General features: G+C 57.9%; 24 protein-coding genes. 14 read left to right on the forward strand and 10 right to left on the reverse strand.

All coding sequences use genetic code 11. The annotated features are described in order from the left end of the window. Positions 1-40 precede the first annotated feature (40 nt). The gene (locus CKW18_RS20380; RefSeq protein WP_064391960.1) at positions 41-667 is read right to left on the reverse strand and encodes a response regulator transcription factor; all 627 of its coding nucleotides are present in this window, start codon (positions 665-667) and stop codon (positions 41-43) included. Positions 668-1166: 499 nt separating this feature from the next. Here CKW18_RS20380 and CKW18_RS20385 point away from each other — a divergent pair, with 499 nt between their 5' ends. Next, positions 1167-1874: a hypothetical protein gene (locus CKW18_RS20385; RefSeq protein ID WP_095190487.1), complete on the forward strand. Its 708-nt coding sequence runs from the start codon at positions 1167-1169 to the stop codon at positions 1872-1874. 128 nt (positions 1875-2002) lie between these two features. Here the strand turns inward: CKW18_RS20385 and CKW18_RS20390 are convergent, their stop codons facing one another. Both CKW18_RS20390 and CKW18_RS20395 read right to left on the reverse strand, forming a co-directional pair. After that, positions 2003-3220, reverse strand: a complete 1218-nt coding sequence (locus CKW18_RS20390; RefSeq protein ID WP_095190449.1) for an argininosuccinate synthase — start codon at positions 3218-3220, stop codon at positions 2003-2005. 129 nt (positions 3221-3349) lie between these two features. After that, positions 3350-4258 (reverse strand): OmpA family protein, encoded by a 909-nt coding sequence (locus CKW18_RS20395; protein WP_095190450.1) that lies wholly within the window; start codon positions 4256-4258, stop codon positions 3350-3352. Between the two features lie 160 nt (positions 4259-4418). Here CKW18_RS20395 and pyrC point away from each other — a divergent pair, with 160 nt between their 5' ends. Together pyrC and rnt are read left to right on the forward strand one after the other, a co-directional pair. Next, positions 4419-5465 carry a dihydroorotase gene (pyrC, locus tag CKW18_RS20400; RefSeq protein ID WP_095190451.1) on the forward strand — a complete coding sequence of 349 codons (1047 nt, stop codon included), beginning with the start codon at positions 4419-4421 and terminating at the stop codon, positions 5463-5465. Beyond that, a complete protein-coding gene (rnt, locus tag CKW18_RS20405; protein WP_095190452.1) occupies positions 5462-6139 on the forward strand; it encodes a ribonuclease T in 678 nt (225 codons plus the stop codon). The genes pyrC and rnt overlap by 4 nt, the downstream gene beginning before the upstream one ends. 72 nt (positions 6140-6211) lie before the next feature. On the opposite strand, the gene CKW18_RS20410 is transcribed toward rnt, so the two are convergent. Then, entirely contained in the window at positions 6212-6814 is a 603-nt protein-coding gene (locus tag CKW18_RS20410; protein WP_003227723.1) for a peroxiredoxin, read from the reverse strand. 312 nt (positions 6815-7126) lie between these two features. Between CKW18_RS20410 and CKW18_RS20415 the strand changes: the two genes are divergently transcribed. Then, positions 7127-7345, forward strand: coding sequence for a bacterioferritin-associated ferredoxin (locus CKW18_RS20415; protein ID WP_003227725.1), 219 nt, complete (start codon positions 7127-7129; stop codon positions 7343-7345). A gap of 201 nt (positions 7346-7546) precedes the next feature. After that, positions 7547-8020 (forward strand): bacterioferritin, encoded by a 474-nt coding sequence (gene bfr, locus CKW18_RS20420; protein ID WP_095190453.1) that lies wholly within the window; start codon positions 7547-7549, stop codon positions 8018-8020. Between the two features lie 178 nt (positions 8021-8198). Here bfr and grxD read toward each other — a convergent pair whose 3' ends face one another. The 3 genes from grxD to CKW18_RS20435 form a co-directional block, all read right to left on the reverse strand. Next, entirely contained in the window at positions 8199-8540 is a 342-nt protein-coding gene (gene grxD / locus CKW18_RS20425; RefSeq protein WP_042560740.1) for a Grx4 family monothiol glutaredoxin, read from the reverse strand. Between the two features lie 97 nt (positions 8541-8637). Next, positions 8638-10743, reverse strand: coding sequence for a molybdopterin oxidoreductase family protein (locus CKW18_RS20430; RefSeq protein ID WP_095190454.1), 2106 nt, complete (start codon positions 10741-10743; stop codon positions 8638-8640). Positions 10744-10880: 137 nt separating this feature from the next. Then, positions 10881-11171: a hypothetical protein gene (locus CKW18_RS20435; protein WP_095190455.1), complete on the reverse strand. Its 291-nt coding sequence runs from the start codon at positions 11169-11171 to the stop codon at positions 10881-10883. A 403-nt stretch (positions 11172-11574) separates the two neighbouring features. Between CKW18_RS20435 and argF the strand changes: the two genes are divergently transcribed. Together argF and CKW18_RS20445 are read left to right on the forward strand one after the other, a co-directional pair. After that, positions 11575-12495 carry an ornithine carbamoyltransferase gene (gene argF, locus CKW18_RS20440; RefSeq protein WP_095190456.1) on the forward strand — a complete coding sequence of 307 codons (921 nt, stop codon included), beginning with the start codon at positions 11575-11577 and terminating at the stop codon, positions 12493-12495. Continuing rightward, positions 12492-13601 carry an ABC transporter ATP-binding protein gene (locus CKW18_RS20445; protein ID WP_095190457.1) on the forward strand — a complete coding sequence of 370 codons (1110 nt, stop codon included), beginning with the start codon at positions 12492-12494 and terminating at the stop codon, positions 13599-13601. Before argF ends, CKW18_RS20445 begins: the two co-directional genes overlap by 4 nt. 121 nt (positions 13602-13722) lie before the next feature. On the opposite strand, the gene CKW18_RS20450 is transcribed toward CKW18_RS20445, so the two are convergent. Both CKW18_RS20450 and ybaK read right to left on the reverse strand, forming a co-directional pair. Next, a complete protein-coding gene (locus CKW18_RS20450) occupies positions 13723-14505 on the reverse strand; it encodes a PhzF family phenazine biosynthesis protein (protein ID WP_095190458.1) in 783 nt (260 codons plus the stop codon). Positions 14506-14603: 98 nt separating this feature from the next. Continuing rightward, complete coding sequence (gene ybaK / locus CKW18_RS20455; protein WP_095190459.1) at positions 14604-15074, reverse strand: Cys-tRNA(Pro) deacylase; 471 nt, start codon at positions 15072-15074, stop codon at positions 14604-14606. Positions 15075-15436: 362 nt separating this feature from the next. Between ybaK and CKW18_RS20460 the strand changes: the two genes are divergently transcribed. From CKW18_RS20460 to glpD, 4 genes are all read left to right on the forward strand, one after another. Next, the gene (locus CKW18_RS20460; protein ID WP_095190460.1) at positions 15437-16288 is read left to right on the forward strand and encodes an MIP/aquaporin family protein; all 852 of its coding nucleotides are present in this window, start codon (positions 15437-15439) and stop codon (positions 16286-16288) included. Positions 16289-16365: 77 nt separating this feature from the next. After that, complete coding sequence (gene glpK, locus CKW18_RS20465) at positions 16366-17868, forward strand: glycerol kinase GlpK (RefSeq protein ID WP_095190461.1); 1503 nt, start codon at positions 16366-16368, stop codon at positions 17866-17868. A gap of 95 nt (positions 17869-17963) precedes the next feature. Then, positions 17964-18719 (forward strand): DeoR/GlpR family transcriptional regulator, encoded by a 756-nt coding sequence (locus CKW18_RS20470; RefSeq protein WP_007916700.1) that lies wholly within the window; start codon positions 17964-17966, stop codon positions 18717-18719. A 272-nt stretch (positions 18720-18991) separates the two neighbouring features. Further along, the gene (gene glpD / locus CKW18_RS20475; protein ID WP_095190462.1) at positions 18992-20527 is read left to right on the forward strand and encodes a glycerol-3-phosphate dehydrogenase; all 1536 of its coding nucleotides are present in this window, start codon (positions 18992-18994) and stop codon (positions 20525-20527) included. 126 nt (positions 20528-20653) lie between these two features. Here glpD and CKW18_RS20480 read toward each other — a convergent pair whose 3' ends face one another. Continuing rightward, positions 20654-21541: a LysR family transcriptional regulator gene (locus CKW18_RS20480; protein WP_095190488.1), complete on the reverse strand. Its 888-nt coding sequence runs from the start codon at positions 21539-21541 to the stop codon at positions 20654-20656. A gap of 105 nt (positions 21542-21646) precedes the next feature. Between CKW18_RS20480 and CKW18_RS20485 the strand changes: the two genes are divergently transcribed. From CKW18_RS20485 to CKW18_RS20495, 3 genes are all read left to right on the forward strand, one after another. Beyond that, positions 21647-23014 (forward strand): MFS transporter, encoded by a 1368-nt coding sequence (locus tag CKW18_RS20485; protein ID WP_095190463.1) that lies wholly within the window; start codon positions 21647-21649, stop codon positions 23012-23014. After that, the gene (locus tag CKW18_RS20490; protein WP_095190464.1) at positions 22995-23408 is read left to right on the forward strand and encodes a DUF4440 domain-containing protein; all 414 of its coding nucleotides are present in this window, start codon (positions 22995-22997) and stop codon (positions 23406-23408) included. Before CKW18_RS20485 ends, CKW18_RS20490 begins: the two co-directional genes overlap by 20 nt. Positions 23409-23666: 258 nt before the next feature. Further along, positions 23667-24581: a glutamate/aspartate ABC transporter substrate-binding protein gene (locus CKW18_RS20495; RefSeq protein WP_095190465.1), complete on the forward strand. Its 915-nt coding sequence runs from the start codon at positions 23667-23669 to the stop codon at positions 24579-24581. Positions 24582-24610 lie beyond the last annotated feature (29 nt).

Here is a 24610-nt window from a genome sequence, read left to right on the forward strand (position 1 = left end):
TGGTTTGATCGGCCCATGACCCCATCAGCGCAAAACCAGCTCAGACCAGACCATTACGTTGCGCCAACTCGATCAGGTCCACCAGAGAGCGTGCATTGAGTTTGAGTAACAAACGGGTTTTATAGGTGCTGACCGTCTTGTTGCTGAGAAACATGCCATCGGCAATTTCCTTGTTGGTCTTTCCCCGGGCCAATTGCTGCAAGACCATCATTTCACGCCCGGAAAGACGGTCCACCATATCCGCTTCGCTGGCATTGCCCAGACTGGTACGTACGGTATGCAGGGCCTGATTGGGAAAATAACTGTAGCCGGACAGTACCGCCTTGATGGCGCTGAGCAGCTCGGTCAAATCCTGTTGTTTGCACACATATCCCGCCGCCCCGGACTGCATGCAGCGCATTGAAAAATGACCCGGTGCCTGAGACGTCAGCACCAGAACCTTCATCGGCATCGCGGTCGACGCCAAACGCGCAATAACTTCCAGACCATCAAGTTTCGGTATTCCAATATCCAGAATGACAATATCCGGCATTTGTTCGCGAGCCAGTTGTAACGCATCCACGCCATTATCCGTTTCTGCAATAACTTCGTAGCCATGACGTTCCATCAGCATACGCACAGCAAGACGAATGACGGGGTGATCATCCACGATCAGCACTTTATTCATGGGCAAGTCCAGTTTCGCTGTTCGAATTTTTAGAACAGGCACAATAGCCGACTCAACTGATCGATGGCATGCCAAGGTTAGCGAGCACTTGCAGCGAGAGACATTCCCTACAAGCATTGAGGATTATTCCCACAAAAAACCGACCACCACCAAACACAGACTGCCTTCAGACCCCGGCGATCGGTTTAATCCCTGCGCGATTTTGTGTCTATATGCAACCTCTTCAATAGGCGCTTGCGCAACGCTCCTACGGCCATAAACGCTCTAAATCCGGGTCAGACGCTGTTACTTGCTGGCGATATCCACAATAACATTCCGCTGTTATTCGACAAAAACAAACCCGCTCACACACTAAATCCCAACACTGATCAAACATTGTTCTGGCAGCACTTATATTAACTGCCAAGACCTTGTTACGAAGCCCATAGCGTTAGTTACCTACAATACTTAAAAAGCACACCTACCCATTTTTAGAAGCAGTAAACCCATGAGAAGAAATATATTGAAGATACCCAAAAAAATCACTAACCCAATGACCATCATTGCCATCTTCGCACTCATCTCGGAAACCTCGGCCGCCATCTCGCTGCCCTTCCTGGATGGCGAGGATCGGCAAACTTATTTATGGTTTCTGATCAGCTTTCCGTTCTACTTGTTGTTTCTTTTCTTTCTCACCCTTAACTTTAATTACCGTTCACTCTACTCGCCTTCTGATTTCAGCGATGACAAGGCGTTCCTGAAAAACCTCGAAAAAAAGGACCGTGACAATAAGCGCAACTGTGCAGTGCAAGAGTCACTCTTGCGACCCGTTACGGGTGTCTCGATCTCCGTCCTGTTCTGTGAAGAGGCATCGGCACCGAGCAAGAACTCACAACGTACCGATAACACTTCAGACCCACCGTCAAACCGGAATAAGTTGTTTGTACGACACAACATTCAACTGTCTGGATCAACCTCCAATCTGGACATCATTGATGCGCGCCAGATGGGTACGCAAACCGATTTCGCCACCGTTCTGGAAAAAATCCGACAGAGCAACAAGCAACACTCTCGACTTATCGTATTTCTTTCCAATGACGTGTCGGATTTTTTACTCAAGGAAAACATACTGCGGAACAATAAACATTCGAAGAAAAGCGCAAATTTGACGTTTTGTATTATTTACAACACCAGCTCGCAGAACGTCTGCGTATTGGAAAGTTTTTGACCAACGAACAGGAATAAAAACGCGAACGGCTGAGAAGGGACGGCTATCAGAAGCCGCAAGGAGAAGATTTTGCACAATGGCGACCTTGCTCTACACAAGGTCGCCATTTTATTGCGCGTCTGAAGGGCTCAGAACAGTTTGCGGCCCTTGTTGGCAGCAATGCGCATGCGCAGCGCGTTGAGCTTGATGAAGCCCGCCGCGTCGGCCTGGTTGTAAGCACCGCCATCTTCTTCGAAGGTCGCGATGTTGGCGTCGAACAGCGAATCGTCGGACTTGCGGCCGGTGACGATGACGTTGCCTTTATACAGTTTCAAGCGAACCACACCGTTCACGTTGACCTGCGAAGCATCGATCATCTGCTGCAGCATCAGACGCTCAGGGCTCCACCAGTAGCCGGTGTAGATCAGGCTGGCGTATTTGGGCATCAACTCGTCTTTGAGGTGAGCGACTTCGCGATCCAGGGTGATCGACTCAATGGCGCGGTGAGCGCGCAGCATGATGGTGCCGCCCGGGGTTTCGTAGCAGCCACGGGACTTCATGCCGACGTAACGGTTTTCAACGATGTCCAGACGACCGATACCGTGTTCGCCACCGATCTTGTTCAGCGTCGCCAGCACGGTGGCCGGAGTCATTTCGACACCGTCCAGCGCAACGATGTCGCCGTTGCGGTAGGTCAGTTCCAGGTATTGCGGTTTGTCAGGCGCGTTCTCCGGGGAGACGGTCCAACGCCACATGTCTTCTTCGTGCTCGGTCCAGGTGTCTTCCAGCACGCCGCCTTCATAGGAGATGTGCAGCAGGTTGGCATCCATCGAGTACGGGGATTTCTTCTTGCCGTGGCGCTCGATCGGGATCGCGTGCTTCTCGGCGTAGTCCATCAGCTTCTCGCGGGACAGCAGGTCCCACTCACGCCATGGAGCAATCACCTTCACGCCTGGCTTGAGCGCGTAGGCACCCAGTTCGAAACGTACCTGGTCATTGCCCTTGCCGGTGGCACCATGGGAAATGGCGTCAGCGCCGGTTTCGTTGGCGATTTCGATCAGACGTTTGGCGATCAGCGGACGCGCGATGGAAGTACCCAGCAGGTACTCGCCCTCGTAAACGGTGTTGGCGCGGAACATCGGGAACACAAAGTCACGCACGAATTCTTCGCGCAGGTCGTCGATGTAGATTTCTTTGACGCCCATGGCCTGCGCCTTGGCGCGAGCCGGCTCGACCTCTTCGCCTTGACCCAGGTCAGCGGTGAACGTCACCACTTCACAGTTATAAGTATCCTGCAGCCACTTGAGGATCACCGAAGTGTCCAGGCCGCCGGAATACGCCAGAACGACCTTGTTTACGTCCGCCATGCCATCACTCCACGGGGTTCTACGGAAAGCCGAGGAGTCTACCGCCCAAACGCGATAATTTACAGAGGCGCGACAGCTTAAGACGACAAAGCGACAGAATCTGTCGAGAGCGCGACGATGACCGGCGGGTCAGGAAGTTGCTGCGGTGCTGGCAGGGGTGCTCGTCTGAGGCGCTGGAGCGGTGGTTGGCGCCACGCGTGCAAGCTTCACCGCAACCCGACGGTTCTTCGCCCGGTTGGCCGCATTGGTGTTCGGAACCAATGGGTATTGTTCACCGTGAAAACGTACTGTGATCTGCGATTCGGCGATGCCATTGGCCTTGAAGAAGTCGACCACCGCCAGTGCCCGGCGGCGCGACAATTCACGGTTGGTCAGGCGATTGCCGCTGTTATCGGAATGGCCGTCGAGTTCGATGTGATTGACCGTCGGATCGGCCTTCATGAATTCGAGCATCACTTGCAGTTTGGCCTTGGCGGCGGAGTCCAGATCAACGCCCTCGCCGGGGAAACCGATCTGCGACTGCTTGATCTGGTCAAAATTCTGCGGCAGCAATTTCGCCACACAGGTCTGATAGTCGTTAAACGCCTTGCTGAACTTGACCGGCAACAAACGCACTTCCGACACGCGTCCATCGCCCGAAGCACGGCGCACCACCGGGCTGCGACCATCCATCAGGCCGCTGATCAGACCTCCGGCCTGGGACTGAGAGCTGTTGAACAACACGTTACCACTGCCCAGTCTGACGGTGCCCAGATTGATGTCACCGCGTCCCGGCTGCCACGGCGCGGCTGCCGCGAGCAACGTCGCCGCCCCACCGCCCAGCATGGCGTTATAGGCGTTCAGACGGAATACCGCCTGCTCGCCTGCCTTGCGCACGAACTCCCCCGAGCCGAAATCAGTGATCGGCTGTGTCAGACGACATTCGAACTTGTCGCCGGCGACCGTCCACTCAATATTCTCCAGGCGGGTCTGGTACGTGAGCGCCATGGCGGGAAAGCTGGCAAACACACTGAGCAAGGCTAAATATCGCTGGCGCACGGGAGGCTCCATTGGCTTCTGAAACACAAAGACCGATTCACACTACGTTTACGGCATACCTACGGGATATCGGAAGGTTCCTGCAAAACTTGATAGCGAGTGCCTGCAAGAGTCTTTTCCGGTAGCATTCGCCTCAGTTTGACCCGCCTGGAATCCCCTCATGTCCGACCGCCTGACCCTGCTGCGTCCCGACGACTGGCACATTCATCTTCGCGATGGTGCCGTGTTGACCAATACCGTTGCCGATGTTGCGCGCACGTTTGGTCGCGCCATCATCATGCCCAACCTGGTACCTCCGGTGCGCAACGCCGCTGAAGCCGACGGCTATCGCCAGCGGATTCTCGCTGCCCGCCCGGCCGGCAGTCGTTTCGAGCCGTTGATGGTGCTGTACCTCACCGACCGCACCCAGCCCGAAGAAATTCGTGAGGCCAAGGCCAGCGGTTTCGTGCACGCCGCCAAGCTGTACCCGGCTGGCGCCACCACCAACTCCGACTCCGGGGTTACCAGCATCGACAAGATTTTCCCGGCGCTGGAAGCCATGGCCGAAGTTGGTATGCCGCTGCTGATCCACGGCGAAGTCACTCGTGGCGACGTCGATGTCTTCGACCGCGAAAAGATTTTCATCGATGAACACATGCGTCGTGTGGTCGAGCGTTTCCCGACCTTGAAAGTCGTGTTCGAACACATCACCACCGGCGATGCCGTGCAGTTCGTCAACGAGGCTTCGGCCAACGTTGGCGCGACCATCACCGCGCATCACCTGCTCTACAACCGCAACCACATGCTGGTTGGCGGGATTCGGCCGCACTTCTATTGCCTGCCGATCCTCAAGCGCAATACGCACCAGGAAGCCCTGCTCGATGCCGCCACCAGCGGCAGCGCGAAGTTCTTCCTCGGTACCGATTCGGCACCGCACGCCCAGCACGCCAAGGAAGCCGCTTGCGGCTGCGCCGGCTGCTACACCGCGTACGCCGCCATCGAACTGTATGCCGAAGCATTCGAACAGCGTAATGCGCTGGACAAGCTCGAAGCCTTCGCCAGCCTCAACGGCCCACGCTTCTATGGCCTGCCGGCGAACACCGATCGCATCACCCTGGTTCGCGAAGAATGGACCGCCCCAACCAGCCTGCCATTTGGCGAGCTGACCGTTATCCCGCTGCGCGCCGGTGAAAAACTGCGCTGGCGCCTGCTGGAGGAACACGCGTGAGTGAAGACCATTTCGACGACGAACTGGAAGGTCAAGGTGGCGGCGGCGGTTCCCGTCATCCGATGGCAGCGCGTTTTCGCGGTTACCTGCCGGTTGTCGTCGACGTAGAAACCGGTGGCTTCAACTCGGCCACCGATGCATTGCTGGAGATTGCCGCGACCACCATCGCCATGGATGAAAAGGGTTTCGTTTACCCGGATCACACCTACTTCTTCCGCGTTGAGCCTTTCGAAGGCGCCAACATCGAAGCGGCGGCGCTGGAGTTCACCGGCATCAAGCTCGATCACCCGCTGCGCATGGCCGTCAGCGAAGAAACGGCGCTGACCGACATCTTCCGTGGCATCCGCAAGGCGCTTAAGGCCAACGGCTGCAAGCGTGCGATTCTGGTCGGCCACAACAGCAGCTTCGACCTCGGCTTCCTCAATGCTGCCGTTGCGCGACTGGACATGAAGCGCAATCCGTTCCACCCGTTCTCCAGTTTCGATACCGCGACCCTGGCCGGTCTGGCTTATGGCCAAACCGTCCTGGCGAAAGCCTGTCAGGCAGCAGACATCGATTTCGACGGCCGTGAGGCGCATTCGGCGCGTTACGACACCGAAAAAACCGCTGAGCTGTTCTGCGGCATCGTCAATCGCTGGAAGCAGATGGGCGGCTGGGAAGATTTCGACGACTGATTGTCGCCGTTTCAACCGCGCATAAAAAAACCGGCCACGTGGGCCGGTTTTTTTGTACCTCGACGTTGCGCCTTACAGGGCTGCAGCGTTCTCGGTCAGGTAGGCCGCAACGCCTTCTGGCGAAGCGTTCATGCCTTTGTCGCCTTTTTTCCAGTTGGCAGGGCAGACTTCGCCGTGCTCTTCGTGGAATTGCAGAGCGTCGACCAGACGGATCAGCTCTTCCATGTTACGGCCCAGTGGCAGGTCGTTGATGATCTGCGAGCGGACAACGCCTTTGTCGTCGATCAGGAACGCGCCACGGAAAGCTACGCCGCCTTCGGACTCAACGTCGTAGGCCTTGGCGATGTCGTGCTTCATGTCGGCAGCCATGGTGTATTTCACCTGACCGATGCCGCCATTGTTCACTGGAGTGTTGCGCCAGGCGTTGTGGGTGAAGTGCGAGTCGATCGACACCGCGATCACTTCAACGTTGCGCGCCTTGAAGTCGGCCATGCGGTTGTCCAGAGCGATCAGCTCGGACGGGCAGACGAAGGTGAAGTCCAGTGGGTAGAAGAACACCAGGCCGTATTTGCCTTTGATGGCCGAGGACAGGGTGAAGCTGTCAACGATCTCGCCATTGCCGAGTACGGCCGGGACGGTGAAGTCAGGGGCTTGTTTGCCTACGAGTACGCTCATTGATATCTCCTGGTGTAAAAACTTGAAGTTCAGGGTCCGGCCAGCCTGCCATCCTCGGACGACAGCCCTGTGACACGACCCCCTTCGCAAGGGCCGACCATCATACACTGCGTTTTTGGCCTGTCCTTAACGGTTTTTTAAAGTAAGCGGATAGCAGTGCTGCATTTACGGGGCCAGGCAGATGGCCAGTCATTACCGCTCGTCAGTCCCTCACTCATCTCGGCAAAACCTTTCCGAAAGCACTTTGACAATCATTCTCGTTAACATTAAGATCCATCGCAATTGAGTCACAACCAGCGACGGTTCTCACTTATGTATGTTTGTCTCTGCACTGGCGTCACCGACGGACAGATCCGCGAAGCGATCTATGAAGGTTGCTGCAGCTATAAAGAAGTCCGCCAGGCCACCGGCGTCGCCAGCCAGTGCGGCAAATGTGCCTGCCTTGCCAAGGAAGTGGTTCGCGAAACCCTGACCAAGCTGCAAACCGCCCAGGCCGCGATTCCTTATCCGGTAGAATTTACTGCTGCGTAATTACCCCCTATTTCAAAGAACCGGACTTATGTCCGGTTTTTTTATGCCTGTAAATCAAGCGCTTAGGCTCCAGACGCGGAACACAAACATTCTTATTCCGATTAATTTTCATATATTATTCAATAACTTAGGTTTGACACTTATAAATACGAAGCTCAAACTCCGCCTTATATACAGCTATTACAGGGCAGGACTCCGATCATGAAAGGCGACATCACAGTCATCCAGCATCTCAACAAGATCCTTGCCAATGAGCTGGTCGCGATCAATCAGTACTTCCTGCATGCGCGCATGTATGAAGATTGGGGCCTGAACAAGCTGGGCAAGCACGAATACAAAGAATCCATCGACGAGATGAAGCACGCGGACAAGCTGATCAAGCGCATCCTGTTCCTTGAAGGCCTGCCGAACGTCCAGGACCTGGGCAAGCTGCACATCGGCGAGCACACCCAGGAAATGCTGGAATGCGATCTGCGCATCGAGAAGACCGGCCACGCCGACCTGAAAGCCGCGATCGCCCACTGCGAAACCGTTGGCGACTTTGGCAGCCGTGAGCTGCTGGAAGACATTCTCGAGTCTGAAGAAGAGCATATCGACTGGCTGGAAACCCAACTGGGCCTGATCGATAAAGTCGGTCTTGAGAATTACCTGCAGTCGCAGATGGGCGAAGAGTGATTTAACAACTCGCCAGATTCAAGACATCAAAAAGCCCCGCCCTCTTTCGAGGTGCGGGGCTTTTTATTGGCTGAAGATCAAAAGATCGCAGCCTCGTTTCACTCGACAGCTCCTACAGGGGAAGCGTTGTCGAATGAACCTGCGAGGAAGCAAAGAAGCTTGCTTCCCTACAAGCCGGTCAGGCTTCGGACTTGTTCGCAGCAGCGGCTTCAACAGCCGCCTTGATGGTGCTTTGCAGCGAACCGTCTGCCGACATTTCGGTCATGATATCGCTACCGCCGACCAGCTCACCACCGACCCACAGTTGCGGGAAAGTCGGCCAGTTGGCGTACTTTGGCAGGTTGGCGCGGATTTCCGGGTTCTGCAGGATGTCCACGTACGCAAACTTTTCGCCACACGCCATCACAGCCTGCGCAGCTTTCGCGGAGAAGCCACACTGTGGGGCATTCGGCGAGCCTTTCATGTAAAGCAGAATGGTGTTGTTGGCAATCTGCTCTTTAATCGTTTCGATGATATCCATGGAGCACCTCGGCTGAACTTTCCGACTCATGGGTCGGCACGGTGGCGCATTGTAACGGAATCCCGAGCGCCATGCTCGGTCTCCCCGACAGACATGCTCAAGCCGCCGCTACCTTCACCGGCACGCCATTGAGCGCCGCATTGCCGGACAACTCATCGAGCTGACATTCATCGGTCAGATCATTGGCACTCGACCCCGGCTGGCCGCTGGCAATCGTCATCTGCACACCCGGCCGCGCATGGCCCCAACCGTGCGGCAGGCTGACCACGCCCTTCATCATGTCCAGACTGCCGAGCACTTCCACTTCGATCTGTCCGACCCGCGAACTGACGCGCACCAACTGACCGTCATTGAGGCCGCGACTGGCGAGATCATCCGGGTGCATCAGCAATTGATGACGCGGCTTGCCCTTCACCAGTCGATGGTAGTTGTGCATCCACGAATTGTTGCTGCGCACATGGCGGCGGCCAATCATCAGCAATTCATCGGCGGCCGGTGCCTGCAAGGCGGCGAAGCGTGCGAGATCAGCAAGGATCTCCGGCGGCGCAGCTTGCACGCGCTGATCAGGTGTTTTCAAACGCTTCGCCAGATTCGGTTTCAACGCGCCCAGATCAACGCCGTGGGGATGATCGAACAGCGTTGCCAGTGACAGTTTTTGCTCGGAGGCGTCACCGTACATGCCCATGCGCAGGCCCATGTCGATCATCTTCGACGGTGGCATGGTTGGCTTCAGTTCCTTGCCGGTTTTCTCGGCAAAGGCCTTGGCCAGGCCCACAAAGATCTCCCAGTCATGCAAAGCGCCCTCAGGCTTGGCGAGGATCGCGCGATTGAAGCGAGTGACGTTGCGCACCGCAAACAGGTTGAACGTGGTGTCGTAATGGTCGTTCTCCAGCGCCGAGGTCGACGGCAGGATCAGGTCGGCATAACGCGTGGTTTCGTTGATGTACAGGTCAATACTGACCATGAACTCCAGGCCGTCCAGCGCTTGCTCCAGTTGACGTCCGTTCGGCGTCGACAACACCGGGTTGCCGGCCACGGTGATCAGCGCGCGGATCTGGCCTTCGCCGCCAGTGAGCATCTCTTCGGCCAGCGCCGACACCGGTAGCTCACCGCCATATTCCGGACGCCCGGAAACACGGCTCTGCCACTTATTGAAGTGCCCTCCCGAAGTCGACGCCACCAAATCCACCGCCGGCTCGGTGCACAGTGCCCCCCCCACACGGTCGAGGTTGCCGGTAACCAGATTGATCAACTGCACGACCCAATGGCACAGCGTGCCGAATGCCTGCGTCGATACGCCCATTCGCCCATAACAAACCGCACTCGGCGCCGCGGCAAAGTCGCGGGCCAACTGACGAATCTGTTCAGCGGGAACGGCACATAGCGGACTCATCGCCTCGGCAGTAAACGTCGCCACTGCTGCGCGCACTTCATCCAGCCCCTCGATCGGCAAGTGACTGTCGCGCGTCAGTCCTTCGCTAAACAGCGTGTTGAGCAGCCCAAACAATAACGCCGCATCGCCACCGGGGCGCACGAACAGATGCTGATCGGCCATCGCCGCCGTTTCGCTGCGCCGTGGATCGACCACCACGACTTTGCCGCCCCGGGCCTGAATGGCTTTCAGGCGCTTCTCGACGTCAGGCACGGTCATGATGCTGCCGTTGGAGGCCAGCGGATTGCCGCCGAGGATCAGCATGAAATCGGTGTGGTCGATGTCCGGAATCGGCAGCAACAGGCCATGGCCGTACATCAGGTAACTGCTCAAGTGATGCGGCAACTGATCGACCGAGGTCGCCGAAAAGCGATTGCGCGTCTTCAGCAAGCCGAGGAAGTAATTGCTGTGGGTCATCAGCCCGTAGTTATGCACGCTCGGGTTGCCTTGATAGACCGCCACGGCGTTCTGCCCATGACGCTCCTGAATCGCCGCCAGTTTTTCCGCCACCAAGGCAAATGCCTCGTCCCACGCGATCGGCAGCCATTCGCTGCCAACCCGACGCATCGGCTGGCGCAGGCGATCCGGATCATTCTGAATGTCTTGCAAAGCCACAGCCTTGGGACAGATGTGGCCACGGCTGAACGTGTCGAGGGCATCGCCCTTGATCGAAGTGATCGCCACATCGCCATCGGTTTCGGTGGTCTCGATGGTCAGGCCGCAGATGGCTTCGCACAGGTGGCAGGCACGGTGATGGAGAGTCTTGGTCATGGCCAGTCTCTGTCTTGTTCTGGGCAGGCAACGGTAATGCCTGCGGGAACAAAACTATGGCCCGTGTGCCAGTGCAGCGCCAGCGACGTTCGTCTTGTGAATCGACGGCTATCAGGCGCCCCGATAACCCGCCACGATCAGTTGGACGGCAGTTGCGGCGGCGCCTGCAACTGGATTTCCTGAATGGTTTCGATCTGCTCGTGGGCGACGTGCACGCCGGTGAGTTCGCCGATCAGGCGCCAGTGCTCGTCGAGGCCGGCGCTGATGGTCGCCATGCGGTCGATCATCTGGCGGCTGGCGGCCTTGACCACTTCGTCTTCGCTGCGCAGCAGTTCGAACGACATTGAGGTGACCGAGGCGGTGAGATGGGTCAGAGAGCGAGCCGTGTGGCCCAGCAATTCCATTAACAGTTGTTCTTTCGATTCCATGCGGAGGCTTCCTGCGTCGCTCGAAAGGTAGTTATAACCCAGCACTTTGCTTTAGCAAATGTTTCAGCCCAAGCACCCGACCAAGTGGTGGCATGGCGCTCTGGTCGAAAACCGACCAGCCCGGCGCCATCCCCGCCACGCCGGATTGCCAAGCCCTGCGAGGCCAGTGTACAAAGAGGCTCGCTGCTCTACTGAACCCGGCTTCAAATGCGTAACTGATACGTTCAGTCCGCCCTCAGAATCCCGCAAAAAAAGTAGCCTATTGGAAAAACGCGACATTTAGTGTCAATATCGCGCCTTCCCCTATTTCGTCGCCCCGTGCGGCTTACGCCGCAGGTCTCGCCCGTTGTTCCGATAAACAAGGCTTTGAGCATCTGCGGTTTGTAGCAAAAGGTAGTCAATGATGAGCGCAAGGCACTTTCTCTCCCTGATGGATTGCACGCCCGAAGAGCTGGTCAGCGTGATCCGTCGAGGCGTTGAGCTCAAGGACCTGCGTAACCGCGGCGTACTGTTCGAGCCTCTGAAAAACCGCGTGCTGGGGATGATCTTCGAGAAATCCTCGACCCGCACACGGATCTCCTTCGAAGCCGGCATGATCCAGCTCGGCGGCCAGGCGATCTTCCTTTCGCCGCGCGACACCCAACTGGGCCGTGGCGAGCCGATCGGCGACTGCGCCATCGTCATGTCGAGCATGCTCGACGCGGTGATGATCCGTACCTTTGCCCACAGCACCCTGACCGAATTCGCCGCCAACTCGCGCGTACCGGTGATCAACGGCCTGTCCGATGACCTGCACCCGTGCCAGTTGCTGGCCGACATGCAGACGTTCCTCGAACACCGTGGCTCGATCCAGGGCAAGACCGTGGCCTGGATCGGCGACGGCAACAACATGTGCAACAGCTATATAGAAGCGGCGATCCAGTTCGACTTCCAGTTGCGCATCGCCTGCCCCGAAGGCTACGAGCCGAACCCTGAGTTCATCGCCAAGGCCGGCGATCGCGTGACCATCGTCCGCGATCCGCAGGACGCCGTGCGTGGCGCGCACCTGGTCAGTACCGACGTCTGGACCTCCATGGGCCAGGAAGAGGAAACTGCCAAGCGCCTGAAGTTGTTCGCACCGTTTCAGGTCAACCGCGCCCTGCTCGATCTCGCCGCCGAGGACGTGCTGTTCATGCACTGTCTGCCAGCGCACCGTGGCGAAGAAATCAGCCTCGACCTGCTTGATGACCCGCGCTCCGTCGCCTGGGATCAGGCAGAAAACCGTCTCCACGCACAGAAGGCCCTGCTCGAGTTCCTCGTCGAACCGGCATATCACCACGCATGAGCCATGAATTACTGCTGAACCTGCGCAACCTCGCTTGCGGCTATCAAGACCAACGCGTGGTGCAGAACCTCAATCTGCACCTCAATGCCGGTGACATCGGCTGCCTGCTCGGCTCGTCCGGTTGCGGCAAGACCACCACCCTGCGCGCGATTGCCGGTTTCGAACCGGTGCACGAAGGCGAAATCACCTTGGGTGGCGAGACCATTTCCAGCGCCGGTTTCACCTTGGCGCCGGAGAAACGCCGGATCGGCATGGTGTTCCAGGACTACGCGCTGTTCCCGCACCTGAGCGTCGCGGACAACATCGCCTTCGGCATCCGCAAGCACCCGCAAAAGGATCGCGTGACCGAAGAGCTGCTGGAACTGGTCAACCTGAAGAACCTCGGCAAGCGTTTCCCGCACGAATTGTCCGGCGGCCAGCAACAGCGCGTCGCCCTCGCCCGCGCCTTGGCACCGGAGCCGCAACTGCTGTTGCTCGATGAACCGTTCTCCAACCTCGATGGCGAATTGCGCCGCAAGCTCAGCCACGAAGTGCGTGACATCCTCAAGGCCCGTGGCACCAGTGCAATTCTGGTGACTCACGACCAGGAAGAAGCCTTCGCCGTGAGCGATCACGTGGGCGTCTTCAAGGAAGGTCGACTGGAACAGTGGGACACGCCCTACAACCTCTATCACGAACCGGCGACGCCGTTTGTGGCCAGCTTCATCGGTCAGGGTTATTTCATTCGCGGCCAACTGAACAGTCCGGAATCGGTGCAGACCGAACTGGGTGAACTGCGCGGCAATCGTGCCTACACCTGGCCGATTGGCGGTGCGGTGGATGTGTTGCTGCGTCCGGATGACATCGTTTATGCGCCGGACAGTGCGTTGAAGGCGCGGATTGTGGGCAAGACGTTCCTGGGGGCATCGACACTGTATCGCCTGCAATTGCCGACGGGGGCGCAGCTGGAGTCGATATTCCCGAGTCATGCTGATCATCAGGTTGGCGCAGAGGTGGGGATTCGTGTTGCAGCCGAGCACTTGGTGTTGTTCCAGGCTTCGGGCAGCACTGCGGCGCAGATTCCGGCAGTAGAAAACGGCGTGCGCCGCTACAACACTGTCCTCTGATCGGTCCTGGATCAGTACTGTGGGAGCGGGCTTGCTCGCGAAGGCGTTGTATCAGTCACCATTATCGTTGACTGACACAACGCCTTCGCGAGCAAGCCCGCTCCCACAGTTGGTTTTGGGTTTATCCCAATAACAGGGTGCCGCTGGCTACCAGCGTTGCATGCCCGCCAATCTTCACCCGCTCGCCCTCCAGCCGACAGAACAACTCCCCGCCCCGCGCCGAACGCTGGCAAGCGGTCAGGCTGGATTTGCCCAGGCGCTTCGACCAATACGGAATCAGGCTGCAATGGGTCGAACCGGTCACCGGATCTTCATTGATGCCGATGGCCGGAGCGAAGTAGCGCGACACGAAATCATGCTGGTTGCCGCGCGCGGTAACGATCGCTCCCAGCCACGGCAGCTTGGCCAGTGCGACCATATCCGGCTTACAGTCGAGCACCGCTTGTTCAGACTCCAGCACCACGAACAGTTCATTTGAACCCAGCACATCCACCGCTTCGACACCCAGCGCACGCTCGACATCCAGGGTCACGCCAATCTCTGATGGCACCATCGACGGGAAGTCCAGCCACAAGCGGCCATCCTCTCGACTGACACTCAGCGGCCCGGACTTGCAGACGAAATCCAGACGTTCAGTGCTTTCCTTGTAAATGTCGAACAACACGTAGGCACTGGCCAGCGTGGCGTGGCCGCACAACGGTACTTCCGTGGCCGGCGTGAACCAGCGGATATGCCAGGCCTGACCTTCACGCACCAGAAATGCGGTTTCCGCCAGATTGTGTTCGGCGGCGATTTTCTGCATCAACTCGTCCGCCAGCCATGCATCGAGCCGATAAACCATCGCGGGATTGCCACTGAACGGTCGATCACTGAATGCGTCGACCTGATAAAACTCGAGCTGCATAACCTTCTCCCTAAGTCCGTCGGCAGAGCATGCAGCGCGGGCCGGATCAGCGCCAGTGACAGAATCGGCCAATTTTCTTCATACAGTGCAGGCTTTTCTTACGCGCGACCGATGTCGGCGAATCTGGCCTGGATGTGCTCAGCGAGCACCGCCGGCGCCAGCTCGACTTCCAGCCCACGCCGACCGGCACTGACATAAATAGTCGCAAAAGCCTGGGCCGAGTTATCGATGAACGTGCGCAAGCGCTTCTTCTGGCCCAAAGGGCTGATGCCGCCCAACAGATAACCGGTGGAGCGCTGAGCAGCCGCCGGATCAGCCATCTCGACTTTTTTCACGCCAGCCGCATGCGCCAGACCTTTGAGATCGAGACTTCCGACGACCGGCACCACCGCCACCAACAATTCACCCTTTTCACTGGCCGCCAGCAGCGTCTTGAACACCTGAGCCGGCGCAAGTGCCAGTTTTTCTGCAGCCTCCAGCCCATAGGACGCGGCCTTCGGGTCATGTTCGTAACTGTGCACGCGATGTTCGGCACGAACTTTTTTCAACAAGTTCAACGCAGGGGTCATGGCAGCTCCAGGCTCGGCAGTAACAGAAAAATCCTGCGCAGGATTCTAGGCGATCAGATCACAAAAGGCTCTATTCCAACGCCGCGTTTCCCGTGGCTTGCAGACAGGTCGGCGGGACGAAATTCGTCGCCCGCCGAGGATCATTCACCGCGCCAATAGTTTTATTGTGACCGACAGTTCACTTTCGACCTTTGACAGGTTTGTTTCTTGTCTATATTTTTTCGAATCTGAATAATGTAAGAATTGTGGTTATCGCAGCACCCAGCAGTAAACCGGGATCAGGATGGGGATCCTGCCCTGGTGAAAATCGCGCCTTGCCCTGTTGGCAGAGCGCCAGACAACAACAAAAATCGAGGTTTTCAATGACAACTGCTTTACAGCAACCAACGCTCTCGGGCCAATGCATGGCCGAGTTTCTGGGTACTGCACTGCTGATCTTTTTCGGCACTGGCTGCGTCGCCGCGCTCAAGGTCGCTGGCGCCAGCTTCGGTCTGTGGGAAATCAGCATCATCTGGGGCGTCGGCGTCAGCATGGCGATCTACCTCACCGCCGGCGTTTCCGGTGCGCATCTGAACCCTGCCGTGAGCATCGCCCTGACGATCTTCGCCGACTTCGAAAAGCGCAAACTGCCGTTCTATATCCTCGCGCAAATCGCCGGCGCCTTCTGCGGTGCACTGTTGGTTTACACGCTGTACAGCAACCTGTTCTTCGATTTCGAACAAACTCACCAAATGGTTCGTGGTTCGGCAGCCAGCCTTGAACTGGCGTCGGTGTTCTCCACCTTCCCGAACCCGGTGCTGTCCACCGCTCAGGCGTTCCTCGTCGAGATGATCATCACCGCGATCCTGATGGGCGTGATCATGGCCCTGACCGACGACAACAATGGCCTGCCGAAAGGCCCAATGGCGCCGCTGCTGATCGGTTTGCTGATCGCGGTAATCGGCAGCTCGATGGGCCCGCTGACCGGTTTTGCGATGAACCCGGCGCGCGACTTCGGTCCAAAGCTAATGACTTTCTTCGCCGGCTGGGGTGAAATTTCCTTCACTGGCGGCCGCGATATTCCGTATTTCCTGATTCCGATTTTTGCACCGATTGTCGGTGCCTGCCTCGGTGCTGCCGGGTATCGCGGGCTCATTGCCCGTCACCTGACCGGCGTCACACCTGCTACAAAGGATGCAGAACCGGCCATTGACGGCAAACCAAGAACTTCTTGAAACAGTCGGCGCAGGTTCCTGCCCGTTAGAACCTGCGCCCCGGCCCACTCACCCTTATTTCGTCCAAGGCAATCGACATGACCGACATTCAGAATAAGAACTACATCATTGCCCTTGATCAGGGTACGACCAGCTCCCGCGCGATCATTTTCGACCGCGACGCGAACGTGGTCTGCACTGCGCAGCGCGAATTCGCTCAGCACTATCCGCAAGCCGGTTGGGTTGAACACGACCCGATGGAAATCTTCGCCACCCAGAGCGCGGTGATGGTTGAAGCGCTGGCCCAGGCCGGCCTGCATCACGATCAGGTGGCCGCCATCGGCATCACCAACCAGCGTGAAACCACCGTGGTCTGGGACAAGACCACCGGCCGCCCGGTGTACAACGCCATCGTCTGGCAGTGCCGCCGCAGCACCGAGATCTGCCAGCAACTCAAGCGTGATGGCCACGAAGAATACATCCGCGACACCACCGGCCTGGTCACCGACCCGTATTTCTCCGGCACCAAATTGAAGTGGATCCTCGACAACGTCGAAGGCAGTCGCGAGCGTGCGCGCAACGGCGAACTGCTGTTCGGCACCGTCGATAGCTGGCTGATCTGGAAATTCACCGGCGGCAAGGTGCACGTCACCGACTACACCAACGCCTCGCGCACCATGCTCTTCAACATCCATTCGCTTGAGTGGGATTCGAAGATGCTCGAGATCCTCGACATCCCGCGCGAAATGCTCCCGCAAGTCAAAGCCTCCTCGGAAATCTACGGTCGCACCAAGAGCGGCATCGCCATCGGCGGTATCGCCGGCGACCAGCAAGCGGCACTGTTCGGTCAGATGTGCGTCGAGCCGGGCCAGGCGAAAAACACCTACGGCACCGGTTGCTTCCTGCTGATGAACACCGGCGACAAAGCGGTGAAATCCAAGCACGGCATGCTCACCACCATCGCTTGCGGCCCGCGCGGCGAAGTCGCTTACGCGCTCGAAGGTGCGGTGTTCAACGGCGGTTCGACCGTGCAGTGGCTGCGTGACGAGCTGAAAATCATCAACGACGCCCACGACACCGAATACTTCGCCAACAAGGTCAAGGACAGCAACGGCGTGTACCTGGTGCCGGCCTTCACAGGTTTAGGCGCTCCGTACTGGGACCCGTATGCCCGTGGCGCGCTGTTCGGCCTGACTCGCGGCGTGCGCGTGGATCACATCATCCGCGCCGCGCTGGAATCGATCGCCTACCAGACCCGCGACGTGCTCGACGCCATGCAACAGGACTCCGGCGAACGCCTCAAGGCCCTGCGCGTGGACGGTGGCGCAGTGGCGAACAACTTCCTCATGCAGTTCCAGGCCGACATCCTCGGCACTCAGGTCGAGCGCCCGCAAATGCGCGAAACCACGGCACTTGGCGCGGCTTACCTGGCCGGTCTGGCGTGCGGCTTCTGGGGCAGCCTGGAAGAACTGCGCGGCAAGGCGGTGATCGAGCGCGAGTTCGAACCGAGCCTGGACGAAGTCGAGAAAGAGAAGCTGTACAAAGGCTGGAAAAAAGCCGTCAGCCGCACCCGTGACTGGGCGCGTGAAGACGCTGAATAAGCCAACCTTCAGAGACTGAAAGGCAACTAACTGGTCGGGAGCGGATTCCTGCGGCATCATGGGCAAATTTTGCACGGCAGCCCAAAGGAAGCCCCATGAATCTGCCTCCCCGTCAGCAGCAAATCCTCGAGCTGGTCCGCGAACGCGGCTATGTGAGCATCGAGGAAATGGCCACGCTGTTCGTTGTTACCCCGCAAACCATCCGCCGCGACATCAATCAACTCGCGGAAGCCAATCTGCTGCGTCGCTACCATGGCGGTGCGGCCTATGATTCCAGCGTCGAAAACACTGCCTATGCGATGCGCGCCGATCAGATGCGCGATGAAAAACAACGCATCGGCGAAGCCATCGCCGCCCAGATCCCCGATCACGCCTCGCTGTTCATCAACATCGGTACCACCACCGAATCGATTGCCCGCGCCCTGCTCAATCACAACCATCTGAAGATCATCACCAACAACCTGCACGTAGCGTCGATGCTCAGTGCCAAGGATGATTTCGATGTGCTGCTGACGGGCGGTAACGTGCGCCGTGATGGCGGTGTGGTGGGTCAGGCGAGTGTGGATTTCATCAACCAGTTCAAGGTCGATTTTGCCCTGGTCGGCATCAGTGGTATCGACGAGGACGGCAGCCTGCTCGACTTCGATTATCAGGAAGTACGCGTTTCCCAGGCGATCATTGCCAATGCGCGGCAGGTGATTCTGGCGGCGGATTCGAGCAAGTTTGGGCGCAATGCGATGATTCGGTTGGGGCCGATCAGCCTGATCGATTGCCTGGTCACCGATCAGCAGCCGGTGCCGGCGCTGGCGCAGTTGTTGAGTCAGCACAAGATTCGTCTGGAAGTCGTTTAACCCCTCGTTCCCATGCTCTGCGTGGGAATGCCGCCCGGGACGCTCTGCGTCCCATCTCAAAGCCGACGCAGAGCGTCGATGGATGCATTCCCACGCGGAGCATGGGAACGATCTGCCTGTGAATGTTCGAAAATTTTCCTTTTGCTGTCCTTCGATGAGTTTTTTCAATCGAAGGCGACTGGCTGTGCGCGTGTTTATGGGCTACCATTTTCGCAAATGAACATTTATGTTCAATTTCCAAACAGAAAATCAAAAGAGCCCGAGGCCAGCCGATGTCCACATCTACCTTGCGTACGCCCCCTATCTCCGAGATCTACGACGTTGCCGTCATCGGCGGCGGGATCAATGGGGTGGGGATCGCAGCGGATGCCGCCGGTCGCGGTCTCTCGGTGTTCCTTTGCGAAAAGGATGACCTGGCCAGCCACACCTCGTCAGCCAGCAGCAAGCTGATCCACGGTGGCCTGCGCTACCTCGAACATTACGAATTCCGTCTGGTGCGCGAAGCACTGGCCGAGCGCGAAGTGCTGCTGGCCAAGGCGCCGCACATCGTCAAGCCGATGCGCTTTGTGTTGCCGCACCGTCCGCACCTGCGTCCGGCGTGGATGATCCGTGCCGGTCTGTTCCTGTATGACAACCTCGGCAAGCGCGAAAAACTGCCAGGCTCGAAAAGCTTGAAGTTCGGCGCCGACAGCGCGCTGAAAAGCGAAATCACCAAGGGCTTCGAATACTCCGATTGCTGGGTCGATGACGCCCGGCTCGTTGTACTCAACGCCATGGCCGCCCGTGAAAAAGGCGCCCACGTGCACACCCAGACCCGTTGCGTCAGCGCCCGCCGCGCCAAAGGCCTGTGGCACCTGAACCTAGAGCGTGCCGACGGCAGCCTGTTTTCGATCACCGCCAAAGCGCTGGTGAACGCCGCTGGCCCATGGGTCGCCAAGTTCATTCGTGACGACTTGAAGATGGAATCGCCGTACGGCATCCGTCTGATTCAGGGCAGCCACATCATCGTGCCGAAACTGTACGAAGGCGAGCAAGCGCACATTCTGCAAAACGAAGATCAGCGCATCGTGTTCACCATTCCGTACCTGAACCACTTCACCCTGATCGGTACCACCGACCGTGAGTACACCGGCGACCCGGCCAAAGTGGCGATCACCGATGGCGAAACCGAATACCTGTTGAAAGTGGTCAACGCCCACTTCAAGAAGCAGATCAGCCGTGACGACATCCAGCACAGCTACTCGGGCGTACGTCCGCTGTGCAACGACGAATCCGACAACCCGTCGGCGGTGACCCGCGATTACACCTTGGCACTGTCAGGTGGCGGTGAAGAAGCACCGCTGCTGTCGGTATTCGGCGGCAAGCTGACCACCTACCGCAAACTCGCCGAGTCAGCGATGGCGCAACTGCTGCCATTCTTCACCCAAATGCGCCCGAGCTGGACGGCCGCCGCCACCCTGCCCGGCGGTGAAGACATGACCACCCCACAGGCCTTGAGCGCGCTGATCCGCGACAAGTTCGACTTCGTCCCGACCGAGATCGCCCGCCGCTGGTCGACCACCTACGGCAGCCGCACCTGGCGCATGCTCGAAGGCGTGGAAACCCTCGCCGACATGGGCGAACACCTGGGTGGCGGGCTCTACACCCGTGAAGTCGATTACCTGTGCAGCGAAGAGTGGGCGACCACGGCGCATGACATTCTGTGGCGCCGCAGCAAGCTGGGGTTGTTCACCACCCCGGCTGAGCAGGAGAAACTGGCGGCGTATCTGGGCCAGGTTGAGCAGAACCGCAAGATTGAAGCGGCCTGATCTTCGGATCATCGCTTGAATGAAAAAGCCCCTGAATCGTGAGGTTCAGGGGCTTTTTGTTGCGCCAATGAAATCCGCCCCCCTCTCCCTCGGGGAGGGCTGGAGTGAGGGGCTGTTGGACCGACCTCAATTCGCCAGATGCAACAACAGAAAATCAATAAACACCCGCGACTTGTGTGGCAGGTGCGGGCTGCTGGGGAAAACCACATTGATCGACCGCGACGGCAACGAATATTCCGGCAACAAACGGATCAGGCGTCCGCTGGCAAGGTCATCCTCGATCAGCCACTGCGGTAACACCGATACACCAAGCGACGACAGCGTCATCGCACGCATGGCCGCCGAAGAATTCGATTCGAAATAATGCGCGCCGCTGACCTCCATGCCCCGCCCTTGCCGATCACGCAACAACCACTGCGTCGGTGTCTGCAGATTGCTGTTGGCGATCCATGGCACGCCATTAAGATCCAGTGGATCACGCACCGGATGACGCGAGAGAAATTGCTCGGTGGCCACCAGTACGATTTCATAGTCAGCAATTTTGCGACTCTTGAACGCCGAGTCGGCCAGGCTGCCCAGACGAATCACCAGATCGAGTTTCTCGGCGACCAAGTCATTCAATGAAGAATTGACGTGGTAACTCAGCCGGATCTCCGGATACGTCTGCGAAAACAACGGTAGCAGCGGCAGGATGTATTTCTCGCCGTACTCACTGGTCGAACTGATCCGCAACTTTCCCGAAACCCGATTACTGCCCTTCAAGACGTTTTCAAAGGCACTGTCGATGTCCGCGACAATGCCTTTGAACTCGGCATAAAAACTCTGCCCGGTTTCAGTCAGCGCTATCGTGCGGGTATTGCGGATCAGCAGCGTGGTGGCCAGCGCCTGTTCCAGCGCCTTGACGTGCAGGCTGGCCATGGCCCGGCTGATGTTCAGGTAATCCGCAGCCTTGGTGAACGAACCCAGATCGACGATCGCGAGGAACGTCTGCACCCGATTCATGTGCGTATGCATGGCGCCGTGATTCACTGTCAAATCCTGTCAAACATTGTGTTCAGCCCCATTGCATCGACGGTCGGAGTCTATCGCCCCTATCCTCGTCGACAAAGGGGAAACACCATGAGTTACCGCTACAAAGTTGCGTCAATCTTTCTGCTCGGGTTCTTTATCGACTGCATCAACATCTTCATGTCGGCGGTGGCATTGCCCAGTTTGTCGGTGAGTTTACAAGTCAGTACTTCCTCAGTTGCCTGGGTGGCCAACGCTTACATTCTCGGGCTGACGTTGATCATTCCGCTGAGCACCTGGCTGGCGGCTCGTTTCGGTAGCCGGAAGATTCTCACGGTGTCCATGCTGGTGTTCAGCGGATCGGTGTGGATGTGTGGTCTGGCCGAGCAGTTCCCGGCACTGGTGTTCTGGCGCTTCGTGCAGGGCATCGGCGGCGGCTTGCTGATTCCGGTCGGACAGGCGCTGACCTTCAATCTGTTTCAGGGCGAGCAACGGGCAAAAATCTCTACTCTGGTGATGGCTGTAGCACTGATTGCTCCGGCGATTTCGCCGACCCTCGGCGGGGCCATCGTCGACAGCAGTTCGTGGCGCTGGGTGTTCTACAGCAATATTCCGTTCTCGTTGATTGCCGCCGGATTGTCGTGGTGGTGGATCAAGGACGCCAGACCGGCCAGCCTGCCGCGTCCAGACATTAAAGGTCTGCTGCTGGTGAGCGCAGCACTCGCCACTCTGCTGATGGGCATGTCGTTGTATGGCGGCGACTATCCGCCGTCGATGGCACTTGCCTGGGTGACGGCCGGCCTGCTGTTTATTGCCCTGTACCTGCGCCATTACCGCCAAGCGAACCAGCCGATCATCGATCTGGGCCTGCTCAAAAGCACCAGGCTCAGCACTTCGATCTTCATCTATTACGCCATTCCGGGTGTGTTCACCGGGGTCAACCTGCTGAGCATGTTCTTTCTGCAGAACATCCTGCACTTCAGCGCCCGACTGACCGGGATGTTCATGATCGTCTACGCCATCGGCGCGTTCATCGCGATGCTGATCGGTGGCCGGGTCTACAACCAGGTCGGCGCCAAACGCCTGTTCACGCTTGGCCTGCTGCTACACAGCGCCGGCATCGCCACACTGACGCTGGTAAATGCGCCAGCCAGTATCGGGGTAATTGTCATCGCCTATGGCTTGATGGGCATTGGCGGCGGCCTCGGCGCGAACACCGCGCAAGCCACTGCGCTGCTGGATTTCAGCGGCAGCGACACGCACAAGGCCAGCGTGATCTGGAACATCAATCGGCAGCTGTCGTTCAGCTTCGGTGCGGCGCTGTTGCTGATGATCTTCAACCTGCTGCTCAAGCCGTTCGGCACGACCGATGCCTACCACGCGACGTTTGTGATAGCGGCGCTGGCCGGACTGCTCCCGCTTTTTTCGATGAGTCAATTGAACCCTGCAAAGGCACCCCATGAACGACAACCTGATTGAACAAGCGCAATACAGCATTCACCACGTGCATGAACTGATTCATCGCGTATTTACCGATAGCGACGGCAGCGGCGAAGCCGCCATCGCGCCACTGATGAGCGTCTTCGCCAACGACTTCGCCATGGTCACCACCTCGGGCATGAAGGTTGATCGCGCGCAAGTGGAGCAATTGTTCAAAGCAACAGTGGGAGGCAGGCCTGGCCTGAAGATCGAGATCAGCGACCTGCATACGGTCTGGCAAGAAGGCGAGACCATTGCGTTGAGTTATATCGAAACGCATTACCAGGGCGACACCGTCCACGCTCGACTTTCTGTGGCGATCCTTCAGGTTCAGGCAGATCACGTCGAATGGCAGTACCTGCATGAAACGGCGCTCAGCGCGAACAACGGCTGACCGTTCATTCGGTTTTCCGAACGCGACTTTCCGGTCGGTTCGGTTAACCGGATCGTCCGTGGCAAAAAATATCGCCACAAAAAATTAATCACTATACAGATCAAAGAGTTAAGTCTTGTCGACTGGTCTGGCACGACTCATGCTCTACACTCTCTCGACGAATGCCTGTGAGCCAACACTTCAGGAGCCGTCAGGCATTCGAAGCACAAAAGGGCCGACAAACTGGCTCCATAAAAAAAACAATTCGAGGAAAATTTGATGCGCATCGTTCCCCATATCCTGGGCGCAGCCATTGCTGCCGCTCTGATCATCACGCCAGTTTTCGCCGCCGAGCTCACCGGCACCCTGAAGAAGATCAAAGAGTCGGGTGTGATCACTCTGGGTCACCGCGACGCCTCCATCCCGTTTTCCTACATCGCTGACGCTTCCGGCAAACCAGTGGGCTATTCCCACGACATCCAGCTGGCCATCGTCGAAGCCATCAAGAAAGACCTCGACCTGCCGAACCTGCAAGTCAAATACAACCTGGTGACCTCGCAAACCCGTATCCCGCTGGTGCAGAACGGCACCGTGGACGTCGAGTGCGGTTCCACCACCAACAACGTCGAGCGTCAGCAGCAAGTTGACTTCTCCGTCGGCATCTTCGAAATCGGTACCCGTCTGCTGTCCAAGGCTGACTCCAAGTACAAGGATTTCGACGACCTCAAAGGCAAGAACGTCGTGACCACCGCTGGCACCACGTCCGAGCGCATCCTCAAGGCGATGAACGCCGACAAGCAGATGGGCATGAACGTCATCTCCGCCAAAGACCACGGCGAATCCTTCCAGATGCTGGAATCGGGCCGTGCCGTTGCGTTCATGATGGACGACGCCCTGCTGGCCGGCGAAGCCGCCAAGGCCAAGAAAGCCACCGACTGGGCCGTCACCGGCACACCACAGTCGTACGAAATCTACGGCTGCATGATGCGCAAAGGCGACGAGCCGTTCAAAAAGGCTGTCGATGACGCCATCGTGGCGACCTACAAGTCGGGCGCGATCAACAAGATCTACGAGAAGTGGTTCATGCAGCCGATTCCGCCAAAAGGCCTGAACCTGAACTTCCCGATGAGCGACGAGCTCAAGGCCCTGATCGCCAATCCGACCGACAAAGCGGCTGACGACAAGAAATCCTGATTTCTGACTAACCTTATCTCCTGAAGGGG

Source organism: Pseudomonas sp. Irchel 3E19 (genome assembly GCF_900187585.1).
Lineage (GTDB): Bacteria > Pseudomonadota > Gammaproteobacteria > Pseudomonadales > Pseudomonadaceae > Aquipseudomonas > Aquipseudomonas baetica.